Source organism: Pedobacter africanus, assembly GCF_900176535.1.
Taxonomy (GTDB): domain Bacteria; phylum Bacteroidota; class Bacteroidia; order Sphingobacteriales; family Sphingobacteriaceae; genus Pedobacter; species Pedobacter africanus.
Map to the genome: position 1 here is coordinate 319,379 of NZ_FWXT01000001.1, position 14,897 is coordinate 334,275.

The 14,897-nt window shown below is 43.6% G+C and carries 12 protein-coding genes; 8 read left to right on the forward strand and 4 right to left on the reverse strand.

Going from position 1 to position 14,897, the window contains the following annotated elements:
* Position 1: 1 nt before the first annotated feature.
* On the reverse strand, positions 2–3,493 hold the full coding sequence (locus B9A91_RS01050; protein WP_084239532.1) for a SusC/RagA family TonB-linked outer membrane protein: 3,492 nt from the start codon (positions 3,491–3,493) through the stop codon (positions 2–4).
* Between the two features lie 216 nt (positions 3,494–3,709).
* Entirely contained in the window at positions 3,710–4,900 is a 1,191-nt protein-coding gene (locus B9A91_RS01055; protein ID WP_084236576.1) for a FecR family protein, read from the reverse strand.
* Between the two features lie 184 nt (positions 4,901–5,084).
* Between B9A91_RS01055 and B9A91_RS01060 the strand changes: the two genes are divergently transcribed.
* The 8 genes from B9A91_RS01060 to B9A91_RS01095 all read left to right on the forward strand — a co-directional run bounded on the left by B9A91_RS01060 (position 5,085) and on the right by B9A91_RS01095 (position 13,787).
* Positions 5,085–5,690: an RNA polymerase sigma factor gene (locus B9A91_RS01060; protein ID WP_084239533.1), complete on the forward strand. Its 606-nt coding sequence runs from the start codon at positions 5,085–5,087 to the stop codon at positions 5,688–5,690.
* Between the two features lie 147 nt (positions 5,691–5,837).
* Positions 5,838–9,080, forward strand: coding sequence for a S41 family peptidase (locus B9A91_RS01065; protein ID WP_084236577.1), 3,243 nt, complete (start codon positions 5,838–5,840; stop codon positions 9,078–9,080).
* Positions 9,081–9,209: 129 nt separating this feature from the next.
* Positions 9,210–9,884 carry a MarR family winged helix-turn-helix transcriptional regulator gene (locus B9A91_RS01070; RefSeq protein WP_084236578.1) on the forward strand — a complete coding sequence of 225 codons (675 nt, stop codon included), beginning with the start codon at positions 9,210–9,212 and terminating at the stop codon, positions 9,882–9,884.
* Positions 9,881–11,374: a phytoene desaturase family protein gene (locus tag B9A91_RS01075; RefSeq protein WP_084236579.1), complete on the forward strand. Its 1,494-nt coding sequence runs from the start codon at positions 9,881–9,883 to the stop codon at positions 11,372–11,374. The genes B9A91_RS01070 and B9A91_RS01075 overlap by 4 nt, the downstream gene beginning before the upstream one ends.
* Positions 11,358–12,194, forward strand: a complete 837-nt coding sequence (locus tag B9A91_RS01080) for a phytoene/squalene synthase family protein (RefSeq protein ID WP_084236580.1) — start codon at positions 11,358–11,360, stop codon at positions 12,192–12,194. The genes B9A91_RS01075 and B9A91_RS01080 overlap by 17 nt, the downstream gene beginning before the upstream one ends.
* Positions 12,191–12,640, forward strand: coding sequence for a hypothetical protein (locus tag B9A91_RS01085; protein WP_084236581.1), 450 nt, complete (start codon positions 12,191–12,193; stop codon positions 12,638–12,640). Before B9A91_RS01080 ends, B9A91_RS01085 begins: the two co-directional genes overlap by 4 nt.
* Entirely contained in the window at positions 12,637–13,095 is a 459-nt protein-coding gene (locus tag B9A91_RS01090; protein WP_084236582.1) for a sterol desaturase family protein, read from the forward strand. The genes B9A91_RS01085 and B9A91_RS01090 overlap by 4 nt, the downstream gene beginning before the upstream one ends.
* Positions 13,092–13,787, forward strand: coding sequence for a lycopene cyclase domain-containing protein (locus tag B9A91_RS01095; protein ID WP_084236583.1), 696 nt, complete (start codon positions 13,092–13,094; stop codon positions 13,785–13,787). The genes B9A91_RS01090 and B9A91_RS01095 overlap by 4 nt, the downstream gene beginning before the upstream one ends.
* Before the next feature lie 40 nt (positions 13,788–13,827).
* Here the strand turns inward: B9A91_RS01095 and B9A91_RS01100 are convergent, their stop codons facing one another.
* Entirely contained in the window at positions 13,828–14,388 is a 561-nt protein-coding gene (locus B9A91_RS01100) for a biliverdin-producing heme oxygenase (RefSeq protein ID WP_084236584.1), read from the reverse strand.
* A gap of 159 nt (positions 14,389–14,547) precedes the next feature.
* Positions 14,548–14,856 (reverse strand): hypothetical protein, encoded by a 309-nt coding sequence (locus tag B9A91_RS01105; protein ID WP_084236585.1) that lies wholly within the window; start codon positions 14,854–14,856, stop codon positions 14,548–14,550.
* Positions 14,857–14,897 lie beyond the last annotated feature (41 nt).

The following is a 14,897-nucleotide window of genomic DNA, read 5'->3' on the forward strand; positions in this document are numbered from 1 at the left end:
CTTAAAAATTAACATAAACACCCCATACATAGTTTGGCGAGCGATAGCCGTTCAATAAATACTTGGCTTCTTTACTTTTGGCAATGGTGAATGCATTCTCTACATTAAACTGGAACCTTACATTGCTCATGGCCGCTTTTTTAGCGATGGCTTGAGGGAGTTTATAGGCCAATGAAATATTTCTCAGGCGCAGATTGGATGCATCAATAACGTTGATATCGGCGTTCCGGTAAATATCCATGCTCTGACTATTGTATGCAGGGTCTTCGCCAAACACAAGCCTTGGAATGTTGGTCCAGGCTTCGTCGCCCGGATTTTTCCACCTGTTCACAATGTCTTTATTTACAGCACTGATCTGGGTGACCCATCCGCCGAGCGCCCCGTTGTATGCAGAACCGAGTACCGGCAGGAAAGTATTTCTCATTTTATGCCCGCCTTCAAATGTCAGCAGGAACGAAAACGTAAAATTCTTATATTCCAGCATATTATTTAATGAACCGCTGTAAACCGGCACAGTTGTACCGGCATAATGTACAGATTGCAGGTTGGCCGGGGAAGCCAGCACTTTTTCACCTCTATCATTGTATACCTGTGGCAAGCCCGTTGAGCTTAGTCCGGCCCAGCGATAGCTGTAAATGGCGGTGTATGGATTTCCTATCTGAGGGTAAGCCTGCGGATAATCCAGTTGCAGGAAATACACCGGGGCCTCTACGTTTACGTAAGTTACCTTGTTCTTATTGTTTGCATATTGCAGGCCCAGGTTCCAGGTTAAGTCATTTGAGCGGACAACATCTCCTGACAACGATACCTCGATACCTTTATTGGACATTTGCCCGTTATTAATGGCATAAGTTGAATAACCAAAGCCTTCTGTGGGTACGCCCATAGTGTTAGCCAGTAAATCCTTGCCCTGTTTGTAATAGTAATCCAAGGTTCCTGTTAAGCGGTTATTAAACAAGGTAAAATCTAAACCGGCATTGGTTGTAGTTGTTTTTTCCCAGGACAATAATGGATTTGGCCTGGAGCCTATCGTTCCGTATACACCGCCTACATTGTTGTTGGGATAATAATTTACGGTCATAAAAGGTGCGTTTGAAGGGTCTACGTTACCAGCGATACCATGCGATACCCTAAGCTTCAGCACATCTACCCAGGCGGCATCAAAAAAGGACTCTTTATAGATATTCCAGCCCGCACCAAACGACCATATCGGTGTATTCTGATACTTGGAACTTGTACCCCAGAGGTTAGACCTGTCCCAGCGCACACTGCCCGTCAGCAGGTATTTACTATCGTAGGCATAACTCAGGTTTGCATACAGGGAAATGAAGCGGTTAATATCTTCAGTCCTGGAACCGCTATTGAAACTGTTACCTCCAAACAAACCTCCCCCAAAACTGCCGAGCAGTTTTTCGTTCAGCAAAATATTCGTCAATGTCTGGGGATCGTAGCCATAAAGATATTTAACATCAGTATTCAACTTAGAATTTCTGAGTTCTGTGCCGGCAATTGCTGTTAAGTTGTGTTTTTCAGCAAAGGTCTTATCAATATTCAGCTGCTGACGGAAGTTGTAGGAATTGTTGAACCTGGTCTGGTTGTAATTGATGTTACCATAAGGCACATTGAATGTTGCAGTGGTTCCCGGGTTTCCGGTTGCAAAGCTGTTCACATAGCTACGTACATAATAAGTGTTTTTATCGTACAGGCGGTTTAAACGACCAGTGGCATATTCATATTGAAAACTCGCATTATAGCTGATCCAGTCATCAATTTTTGCTTTCAGCATAATAAATGATCTGCCACTCATATTTTTTTGCTTGCCAAGGTTCATGGACTGTTCGTCGAGCGGGGTAATGTCCATGCTGTATAAGCCATTGTTTTGGATAACGGTCATGTTATTGGCACTTATACGTGAAGCTGCCAGCGATGTAAAATGGCTGCCATCAGGGTTAATCAACCTGTCGTATGGCATATATGCATAGCCCGGAGAAAGTGTATTGTAGCTTTGTCTGGTCTCTTCATTGTAGGATAAGTAAGTTCCTATTTGCATATTCAACCATTTACTGATCTGAGTAGAATTGTTGAGGTTAAAACCAATGGTTTCGTCGCCCGCGTATTTATCTTCAGCTTTATTGTTACGATAAGTTACAGATGCATATAGGGCATTCGTTTCGGTTGCCGTGCCCACGTTCAGGTTATATTGCTGATAAAACGGATTGCGTTTGCTGTATTTCGCTACATCATCATAATACTGATAACCTGCCGATGCCAGTTCGTTCAGTTTTGTTTCCATGGCAGATTGCGTGGTCTGACCGGCATAATAACGAAGAATCGAATTGATCCCCTGGCTTGGATAGGCTATATTCTGCAGTAGATTTGCCGCATAAGTAGCTGCATTTGCCGTTTTCAGGTTAGGATTGTTGGCTGCCCATTCCCTTTCCAGATCTACCACATCGGCAGCGTTTGTAAAATTATCATTGTACATGCGATAGGGTGACACTGTCCAGGTACTTGAAGCAGCAATCTGCGGCCTGCCTTTTTTTCCTTTTTTAGTAACGATAACAACAACACCGTTGGCTGCGCGGGCCCCATAAATAGATGCGGCAGCAGCGTCTTTCAGTACGGTAATGCTCTCAATATCCTCGAGGTTCAATCCCGGAATGCCGTTGGTAGCATTTTCCGTTGAATTGAGGTTGATATTGTCAATAGGAAAGCCATCAACTACGTATAGCGGATACAATTTCTGTGTCATGGAAGTGGTACCCCTGATGAGGCCGTTGTTGTAACCCGCGATCCTGCCTTCCAGGAGGGAGCCCATGTTGCTTAGCCTTTGCTGCTCCAGACTCTTTGCAGAAACACTGGAAAAAGAACCGGTTACCCGTTCTTTTGGCAAGGTCTGGTAACCTGTTGATATGGTTACCTCGTTCAGTTCCCCGGCCGAGACCTCCAGGCTGATTGTGCCCAGATCTTTTGCTGCATTTACCTCCTTATTTTTATAACCCAGAAAGGAAATGACCAGCACCGCATTTTCGTCGACACTGTTCAGCGTAAAATTTCCTTCAGTATTGGTCAGCACCTGTCTGCTGCCCCCTTTTACTTTTACAGTTGCTCCGGGCAGCGGCAAACCTTTTTCGTCTACTACTTTTCCCTTCACATCAATTGCTGTAAACTGTCCGATGAGCTTATCAATAACAGATGTTTCTTTTCTCTTCACCAATACCGAATTGTTATTGATGGTAAATTCAAAAGGCTGATTTCTGAATACCTGTTCCAGCACCTCTTTAAGCGCTGCATTTTTTACATTTATGGTCACTGTTGAAGCATCCTTCAAAATAGAATTGGTAACCACAAAGCTATAGCCTGTCTGGTCACTGATCTGATCAAAAATAGTCAGTAGTTTGGCTTCCTTAAATGATAAGGATACCCTTTGCGCGTACGTTCCGGCGCTAACCTGCATGATCACTGCAAATAAGAGCAGAGTGGTTAACTTCATAACTCTCCATATTTTATACTGTGCCTGCGATGCGCACAGCATTTGGGTGCAAATTTTGTACATTTGTTTAGGTTCGGTTGTTAAGCTGTCTGCCTTGTATTTTCCAGATTCGCGGCATCCAGCAATGAGTTGATATTCGTATTAATTACTGCCACCGTACTTAAACCGGTCCGATTGCTGTCGGGCTGGTTTTTTTGTGGCCTGTTGTGTAGCATTTTACTTCATTACAGTCACCCTCCTTCCCTCTATTTTAAATTTCACAGCCTTAGCGTAGCTCAGCATGCTCAACACTTCACTGATGTTTTTGTTTCGGGCGATGGCGCCATTAAACTGCTCTTCGGGCATTTTACCAACATAACTTACTTCAATATCATACCAGCGGCTAATCTGCTGCATGACCTTGTCGATAGGCTGTGCCGTAAAACGGAAAAACCCGTTCTTCCAGGCCATCGTTTCCCTGGCATCTGCCGGCACTACTTTAATACCATTGTCCGCCGTCAATATGGAGGCTTCTCCTGGTTTTAAGATTTTTCCATGGGTTTTATCGGCAGCCAAGGATGTGACACGTAAACTTCCTTCCAGCAAAGTAGTTTTTGTAGTCATTTCTTCTTTATAGCTATTGATGTTAAAATGGGTTCCCAGAACTTCAGTCTGCTGTTTATCGGTTTGCACAATAAAGGGGTGCAGTTTGTCCTTTGCAATTTCAAAATAAGCTTCCCCAGTCAGCATTACCTTTCTTTGTTTTAAAGCAGCAAAAGACGCCGGAAACCGGATTGAGGACGCAGCGTTTAGCCAGATCTTACTTCCATCTGGCAAACTTATTGCATATGTTTCTCCCCTGCTGGTAGATAAAACATTCATCTGTCCCGGTTTCACATTATCACTTGCAACTACCTTATAGAGCAGTTCGCCTTCGGCCGTTTTTGATATACTGACCCCTGCTTCCCTGGCCAGCTGCCCGCTGCTTTGAGCTGAAAGTACAATCTGCTTTCCGTTTGCCAACGTTAGTGTTGCAGATTTTTTGCCTGGAGCAATATCATTGTTCACCACCAGCCGGGGTTGTTGCTGTTTATCTGAATTGTTATAAAAATACAGGCTGAAACTTAATATGATAGTAATAGATGCAGCGATGGAGGTATAGATCCATTTTCTATTATTCTGCAACTTGGTAATGCCCTTTTTACTTTGGATATGGACATTTACTTTCTGGTAAATCCCCTCCAGCCTTCCGGCTACATCTATCGCATTAATAGGTATTTCCTGCTGCCTCAGTTCGGCAATGATAAGTGCTTTTAAATGTCCTGCCTCATCTTCAGTTTTAAAGTGTTCAAGCAGTAGCTTAATTTCCTCTTCGCTACAGCTATTGAGCAGATATTTATGAAAAAGATGGTTTACAGAGGCTTTCATTTCCGGTAATTTGATAGCTAATACACCGCCAAGCGCAAATCCAATGACCCTTACTGAAAAAAAATCAAAACAAAAACACAACAACCTGTTAATCAGACCAATATTTTTACCTCATTTACAAAACCTGGGATACCGCAAAAAACGCCGAAAATGTGTTAAATTTGTAAATACATATCATTGGAGCTTGAGAATCCTGGAAGAAACATATCAGAAAGATTTGTTAGTAAAACTGAGCCATGGCGACGAACAGGCATTTAATGCACTGTATAAAGCCTATAGCCCACCACTTTACTACAGGGTGCTCCGCATGGTAAAAAATGCAGACATTGCAGACGAGCTGCTTCAGGAACTTTTTATAAAGCTGTGGGACAAGCGCAATACACTGGATACCGAAAAATCTTTCCAGGCCTATATGTATACGGTGGCGCAAAACCTGGTGTACAATTATTTCAGGAAAGTAGCCAATGATCAATCCCTGATCCAATCACTCATTGTCAATTCGGCCGACCATTATCTGGATGGACAGGAATTGCTGGAGAACAAGGAAACAGCGGGTATTTTACAGAAGGCCATCGACCAGCTTTCTCCTCAGCGAAAGCAAGCATTCCAGCTTTGTAAAATTGAGGGCCGGAGTTATGACGAAGCTGCCGGCATTATGGGCATTTCTGTTGCAACGGTAAACAGCCACATAACCAAATCGCTTCAGACCATTAAGGCGTACCTGCTGAAAAACCAGGACACGACCTTATTACTGATGACTGTCTATACCATAAATGTTTTAAAAAGCTAAGCAAAGGCTTGGACAACTTAAATCTGCTGCTACATCAGCTTTCACCTGATTATCTGTAGCAATAAAGTTGCACGTAAACCCCTCTTTAAATTTGGCTCATCCGCCATATATAATGCATCTTTGTTGCATTAAAATAATTATAAGGAAATGAAAAGACTTTTGTTGGCCGCATCTCTCGTATTTTCGGCTTTTATACTGCAGGCACAGGATAGCCCGCTGTGGCTGCGTTATCCGGCCATTTCTCCGGATGGAAAACAGATTGCCTTTGGTTATAAAGGCGATATTTACCTGGTAAGCAGCAGCGGCGGACAGGCGATCCCTTTAACGCTGAACGAAGCGCATGACATGATGCCGGTATGGAGCCACGACGGCAAAACCCTTGCATTTGCCAGCAACCGCTACGGCAACTTCGATGTATTTACCGTTCCTGTAAGCGGTGGTGCAGCAGAAAGGCTCACCTACCACAGTGCAAACGACTATCCTTACGATTTTACACCAGATAACAAGCAGGTACTGTTCGGTAGTTCGCGCAACAGCACTGCACAAAGTGCCAGGTTCCATAGCCCAAGGGTTTTCCAGAACCTCTATTCGGTAAAGCTTGGCGGGGGCAAACCCATCCTTGTTAGTGCGGCGGGCATAGAAAACGCACGCTTTAGCAGCAGTGGCAAACAGCTTGTTTTCGAAGATAAAAAAGGCTTTGAAGATGCCTGGAGAAAACACCATACCTCATCTGTAACGCGCGACGTCTGGCTGATGGATATTCCTTCCAACACGTACACCCGGCTTTCAAACTTTGAAGGCGAAGACCGGAACCCGCTGTTCAGTGCCGATGATCAGCTGATCTATTTCCTGAGCGAAAAAAATGGCAATCAGAACCTATACAGTATGCCGGTAAAGGGCGGTGGTAGTTATACACAACTGACCAGCTTTAAAGACAATCCTGTTCGTCACCTTAGCCGTTCCCATAACAATACCCTTTGTTTTTCACAAAACGGGGAGATCTATACCTTAAAAAATGGAAAGCCAGAAAAAGTCCAGATCCGCATCCTTAACGACGGGCGGGACAACCTGGTTAAAACCTATCCCGTAAATGGAGATATCAGCGAATTTGCGCTGAGCCCTAATGGAAAGGAAATTGCATTTGTAACCCGTGGTGAAGTGTTCGTAACCAGTGTTGACAATGGACAAACCAAGCAAATCACCCAAACACCGCAGCAGGAAAGGATGGTCACCTGGTCGCCCGACAGTAAGGCAATCATTTATGCTACGGAAAGGAACAAAAGCTGGGACATTTACCGCAGCATCATTGTACAGAAAGACGAACCTTATTTTTACGCAGCTACGGTGATCAGAGACGAACCGTTGATTGAAGGGACTTCAGAGCAGTTCCAGCCAGAAATTTCGCCCGATGGCAAAGAAATAGCCTATGTGGAAGACCGCAACATCTTAAAGGTGTATAACCTGAAAAGCAAATCGAGCCGCACCCTGCTTCCTAAAGGCCACAATCATTCTTATAGTGATGGCGACTGGAGCTTTCAGTGGAGCCCCGACGGCAAATACATCCTTACCGACGATCAGAACGGCTATATGTCCAGAAGCAACCTGGCCATCATTAAGGCCGATGGATCTGGCGAAAGATTATATCCTATAAACAGTGGCTTTGGCGAGCGCATGGGCAGATGGGCCCTCAACGGAAAAATGATGACCTGGGCCAGTGGCCAGTATGGCCGCAAATCGCTGGCCATACAGGGCAACCGCGAAATGGATATCTTTGGGGTATTTTTTGACCAGGCAGCTTACGATCAGGCCAGTATGAGCAAAGCTGATTACGACCTGTTTAAAGAAAGGCAGCAGCGCGAACGCATAGCTCCAAAGGATACCATAGCCGATAAAACCAAGCCTAAAAAACCAGACACCCTTAAAAAAGGCTTTGTGCCCGATTTCAGCAATCTTGAAAACAGGCGGGTAAAGCTCACCATAAACAGCAGTTCACTGGGCGGATATGCCCTTAACCCTGATGCCAGCAAACTGTATTACCTCGCAGCCTTTGAAAGCGGGTACGATCTTTGGGTTACCGATACCCGCAGCAGGGAAACCAAAATACTAGCCAAGCTTTCGGGCGCTCCGGGTGGTTTGGAAATGAGTAAAGATGGCAAGAGCCTTTTTGTAAGCAACCGTGGCCGCCTGGTAAAAGTAGAAAGTGAAAGCGGCAGGGTAAGCCCTATTGGCATCAATGGCGACATGACGCTGGACGCAGCAGCCGAAAGGGCCTTTATCTTTGAACATGCATGGCGCCAGGTTAAAGCTAAGTTTTACGATCCGGAACTGCATGGTGTAAACTGGGATATGTACCGCAATACTTACAGCAGATTCCTCCCGCACATCAGCAACAATTTCGATTTTCAGGAAATGCTGAGCGAGATCCTTGGCGAACTCAATGCCTCACATACCGGCGGACGCTATACCCCTGGCCTGCCCAATGCAGATGAGACTGCAGCATTAGGACTGCTGTATGACGAGACTTACAGCAATACAGGGCTTAAAATTACCGAAGTTATAGCTGGCGGGCCATTGGCGGTAAATACCAGCAAGGTAAAAGCAGGCTGCATACTTGAAGCCATTGACCAGGTTCCCTTAAGTACCGATGCAGACTGGGCAAAAATGCTCAACAATAAAAAAGGCAAAAATATCCTGCTCAGTTTCTTCGATCCTGCAGGTAAAACCCGCTGGACGGAGAAGATCAGACCCATCGGCCTTGCCGAAGAAAACAGCCTGATGTACAAAAGGTGGATCAAAAAGATGGAAGATATGGTGAGCCGTTTGAGTGGAGGAAAAGTTGGCTATGTACATGTTGAGGGGATGAACGATGCCAGTTTCAGAGAAGTATTTGATGTGGTATTGGGTAAAAACATGGAAAAAGAAGCTCTTATTGTGGATACGCGCTTTAACGGAGGTGGCTGGCTGCATGACGACCTGAACACCTTCCTTTCCGGCAAAAAATACCTAGAATTTTCGCCTCAGGGCAACAGGTTAAAAGGCGGCGAGCCGAACACCCGCTGGTATAAACCTTCCTGCGTGGTGATGAACGAAGCCAACTACAGCGATGCTTTTATTTTTCCTTACATCTATAAGCAAAACGGCCTGGGCAAACTGATCGGAATGCCGGTTGCCGGAACGGGAACTGCAGTATGGTGGGAGCGGCAGATTGACCCTACCATGGTTTTCGGGATTCCGATGATTGGTACCATAGGCAAAGAAAACCGCACAACCGAAAACTTACAGGTTGAGCCAGATATTAAGGTACCTGTTAAATACGAAGATTACCTGAGCGGAACAGACACCCAAATAGAAATGGCCGTGAAAGAAATGCTAAAGAGCATTAAAAAGTAGCAAAAATGCTAAAGTACCGGCCCTTGTTAAAGCAGGGGCCGGCGCCAATATCCGCACAAACAAAAAGAATATTTAAATACTTTATATATATATTTATAGTATATTTACATACTATATATGTATATGTGTATGAACTATGAAATCGTAAAAGAGGTAATACGGCTGGTTGAGCAATTTGACACTGGCATAAGCACCGGTTCTTATCCTAAAGATGTAAATGGCTTTAAACGCTGGATTTACGATAATGAAAAACAAAAGGCACTTCCGGCCGACGAACCCCTTTGGGAAGGAAAAGCGCATGGACGAAGTCCTGAAAGTGTGATCAGTACTTTATTGGTTCATATGAACAGGTATGCAAAAACTTATTCACGTGCAGCCATACACAATTCAGACTTTACCACACAGGAAGATTTCATCTACCTGATCAATCTCAGGGCTTTTGGGGCCATGACAAAAATGGACCTGATCAAAAAAAACATCCAGGATAAACCCACCGGCATGCAGATCATCGGCAGGCTAATAAAAAAAGGCTGGGTAGCACAAACCAATTCTGAAACAGACAAGCGCAGTAAGGTAATTTCCATAACCCAGGCTGGCCTCGAATCTTTGGACCGGCAAATGGATAAAATACGCCAGGCCACTACAATCGTTACTGGAAACCTGTTGTATGCGGAAAAAATGGAGCTTATACGGCTACTTGGTAAGCTTAATGATTTTCATCATCCTATTTTCTCGCAACATATGGAAAGCAGCGATTTATTAAATAAAGCAACCTATAGTCTTTCAAAAAATCAGCAGACATGAAAAACAAGATCGCCATAATCGGTTCTGGTATTTCCGGTCTGTCGGCTGCAGCATATGCTGCAAAGGCGGGTAATGAAGTCCATGTTTTTGAAAAGCACGATCAACCTGGCGGCCGGGCCAGGCAAATGAAAAGCGATAATGGTTACACATTTGACATGGGGCCCAGCTGGTACTGGATGCCCGACATTATCGAAGATTTTTTTAATGACTTCGGGCACCAGGCTGCCGATTTTTACCAGCTGGTCTCACTCGACCCGCAGTTCGAAATGATCTTTAAAGACGGAAATATCAGCGTACCTGAGTCGTACCACGAACTCAAAGTTATATTTGAAGCATTAGAGAAGGGGGCGGGCAGGCAGCTGGACACCTTCATGAAATCCGCCAGGTATAAATACGAAGTGGGAATGCGTGAATTTGTGAACAAGCCTTGTCACAGCTGGCTGGAATTTATGTCACCCCGCATAGCAGGCAGTGCGTTAAAGCTAGACCTGCTTTCCAGTTTCAGAAACTATGTAGGCCGGTATTTTTCACACCCAAAACTGAGGGTACTTATGGAGTTCCCGGTCATTTTTCTTGGCGCATCTCCGGAAAAGATCCCGGCCCTGTATAGCTTAATGAATTATGGCGGATATGCCCTGGGCACCTGGTATCCTATGGGAGGTTTTTACGAATTGGTAACCGCAATGAAAAAAGTTGCGGAAGAACAAGGTGCTGTTTTTCACTTCAACCAGAATGTAGAAAAAATCGTTACACATGGAGGCAGGGCAACAGGAATAATTACGAACGGCACCTACCTGGAATTTGATGCGGTCATAGCCTCTTCAGATTATCACCATACCGAAACCCTGCTGGACAGTGAAACTCGGAACTACAAGGAAGCGTATTGGGAAAAACGCATTTTTGCCCCTTCCTGCCTTATTTATTACCTCGGTTTTAAAGAAAAGATCCCAGGGCTTAAACACCATACCCTATTTTTTGAGCATGATCTGGATGAACACGTTAAAAGCATCTATGATGAAAAAAAATGGCCTGACAACCCATTGTTCTATGTTTGCTGCCCGTCAAAAACAGATCCGCAAGTGGCACCGCAAGGGCATGAAAATCTGTTTTTACTCATGCCATTGGCAACCGGCCTTACAGATGATGAACATATACGTGAGCATTACCTGCTTGAAATGCTCAAACGACTGGAACAACATACCGGAGCCCAAAATCTGTCTTCCAAATTAGCTTACAAGAAAAGCTACTGTATAAGCGACTTTGTAACCGACTACAATGCCTATGGCGGAAACGCCTATGGTCTGGCCAATACCCTTGGTCAAACGGCAGTATTGAAACCATCTATTAAAAACAAGCACCTGTCTAATTTATTTTATACCGGCCAGTTAACCGTACCTGGCCCGGGCGTACCCCCATCCATTATATCAGGTAAAATTGCAGCTAACGAAGTAAACACCCTTAAAATTAACAGGCATGAAAAAGCTATTTGATGAGTTATCTTATAAAGTAAGTGAAACCGTTACCCAAAAATACAGCACCAGCTTTTCCCTGGGTATCCTGGCTTTAAAGTCTGCTATACGCCCCGCCATTTATGCCATTTACGGGTATGTACGTCTGGCAGATGAAATCGTTGACAGTTTTCACGAATATGACAAGGCGCGCTTACTGGAGCGCTTTAAAACCGAAACCTGGAATGCTCTGGACGAAGGAATTTCACTTAACCCCATACTCCAGTCTTTTCAGGAAACAGTGAATCGTTTTGACATTGACAGATCGCTGATCGAACAATTCCTGCACAGCATGGAAATGGATCTGCAGCAAATTAATTACAATTCCGAACTTTATAAAGAGTACATCCTGGGTTCTGCAGAAGTTGTTGGCTTGATGTGCCTGCAGGTCTTTGTTGAGGGAAACAGAGAAGCCTTTGAAAGACTTAAGCCATACGCCATGAAACTAGGCTCGGCTTTTCAAAAAGTAAATTTTCTGCGAGACCTGAAAGAAGACTATCAGGCCCTGGGGCGCAGCTATTTCCCTAATATCCAAATGAATATTTTCAGCAATGAGACCAAGCGCGAAATAGAGCATGAAATTGAAGCTGAATTTGATGAGGCTTTGAAAGGTATTAAAAAATTACCCGTCCAATCCAGGTTCGGGGTATATCTTGCCTATAAATACTACCGGTCATTGTTTAAAAAGATCAAAAATACCCCGGCAGAGAAAATAATGCAGCAGCGCATCCGTATTCCCAACACAGAAAAACTTTCGCTGGCCATGCGTAGTTATTTACGATATAAAATTGCGGTGTTATGAAATTCCTTACTGTATTAACTATATTGTTTCTCCATGTGCACATAGTTAACGCCAATACAGAAGATATGGAGCATATCCGTACAAATTATGCAAAGGCTGTTTCCGACAAAAAACTATGCAAGGCTATGATTGAGGAATTGAGGACAAAAACCGGAAACCCCGTTCATCTGGCCTATTTAGGTGCTTTAAAAGTGGTATGGGCCAGGCACATCATCAACCCTATTGCAAAGTTCAGCACCTTCAACAAGGGTAAAAAAGATATCGAAAATGCCGTAAAAGAAGCGCACAACAACGTTGAAATACGCTTCATTCGCTTATCTGTACAAAAAAACTGTCCTTCATTTTTGGGATACAATGCCCATATTGCGCAGGATAAACAATTCATTCGTGACAACGAAAACAAAATCACTTCTGCCCGGTTAAAAAAAATGATTGCAGAACTATGAATTTTATCACAACACTATTGACGTTTATATCGATGGAGGCTGCCACCTGGCTCATCCACAAATATGTGATGCACGGCTTTTTATGGGTCTTACATCGCGATCACCATGACCACAGCACCGAGGGACCGCTTGAAAAAAATGATTATTTCTTTATCATCTTTGCTTTACCTGCCATTGCACTCATGTATACAGGCTCCATAAACCATTTCAGTGCCCTGTTTTACATTGGTCTTGGAATAACGCTGTATGGGATGGCCTATTTTTTTGTGCATGACATCTTTATACATCAGCGTATCAGGTTCCTGCGTGAGACGCAAAACCCTTACCTGCTGGCCATCAGACGGGCCCATAAGCAGCATCATAAGCATGTGGTAAAACATCACGGAGAATGCTTTGGTTTTCTGTGGGTTCCTCCAAAATATTTCAGAATGTATTTTAACAAAAATAAAAAATGAAGCCTTACACCTATTTGCTGATCAATTTTCTTACTGTGATCGTATGTTTCATTTTTTCATTCGATAAAAGAATACAATTCTACAAACACTTTCCTGCTTTTTTTAAAGCAGCTTTACTGGTAGCGGTTCCCTTCATAGCCTGGGATATTTATTTTACCAAGATGGGTGTCTGGTGGTTCAATACTGGCTATACAACCGGTATAACTTTATTCAGCCTACCGGCTGAAGAATGGTTGTTTTTTATTTGCATTCCATTTTCCTGTGTCTTTACTTATTTCTGTATCGACAAGTTTTTTGATCTGAGCTGGGCCGATGCATTTAATACCATCATTGTGTTCGTTAGTGTAATCACTTTAACCTTAATTGCCTTATTGCATTACGATAAGATCTACACCTTTGTAACTGCTGCAGCTACCACTTTAACACTTATTTTTCTACACTTTTTTGTAAGGGCACAATGGATTGGTAAAGCTTCGCTGGTATTTTTCATTTTAATGTTAGGTTTCCTTCCGGTAAACGGGGTACTCACCGGTACCGGACTGGAGGCGCCTATTGTAAATTACAATCCCAGGGCCTTCCTTAACATCCGTATACTTACCATCCCGCTGGAAGACGCCGTATATGGTTATACACAGTTCCTGCTCAATATTTATTTCTTTAAGCGCATGTCGAACCAGTTAATAAAAAAATAGATTTTTATGGTGCTAATTGCTTTTCATTAAAAAAACGTGCTCAGGCCACAGCCAGAACTCCAAATACGGATCCAAAATTGGAGAATGTTGCATTGGCTGCATCAACAGCCTGCTGCTCTTCTATAGCATCGCCCGCCTGTGCGTTCATGATTGCTACAAAATTGCCCCACATTTGTCCGGTAGCTTCACCATATCCTGAAAAGAAGGAAATACCCCTGGTGATGCCAAATTTCTCCAGCATTTTTACGATAATGGGTCCACCCATGATCGAACCTTCCATTACATAAAGCGCACCCAGTGCCTGAATGGTGTTAGTGATTTCAGGGACCTTTACAGCGGGAAGCTCACTTACATTTGCGCCCAACTCCTCAATGTCCTTTTTCAGATAGGAAGAGTTGCGGCGCGCGGCGCGATCGGGCAACAATTCGGATGTGATATATGGTGCAATTCTCTGCTCTACCGCATTAAAATAGGCATAAAAGTGCTTTAAGAAATCGGCATAATCTGAATCGCTGCGAATGGATTTCATTTTCAGTATTACTTTTTTTTCAAGGTCCTGGTGTGCTTCTCTGGTCGCTTCTTTAATTGTATTGCTTAGCATATACCTGATGCTTAATTATTAAGTTAATAAATATATTAATTTGATGTAGCTTCAAAATCTGGTGTTACTTTAGGCACACTATGTACTCAAACGTATAATTTTTTTTTTGCGTATGTAACATTTTTTTGATTTTGAGCTGTTCTTTTATTGCGCATCAGGTCATTTGTTTCCATAGGTTTTATCGCTTGGATTAATATGCAATTCAATTTCCCGCCCGATGCAGTTAACCACCTGTTTATCCGGAACCAGCTCTAACCGATCGGCTTTCTGGTCGGGTATATACATGGGCAGGTCGCCTCCTTCCAGATCTTTGGCTTCTATCCAGTTCCATTTGCCGGCAACGCAATAGACTGCCCCCATGATCCCGCCAAAATAGATCACTTTATAATACTTTTCCCTGGGAAGAATAGTTAAAGTCACTTCTTCCGTTCTGTATTCCAGCCGGATGTTAAAAACCCCTTGTTTCATGTGATTATATTTAAATCAGTTCCAGGCTACGATGCACTTCG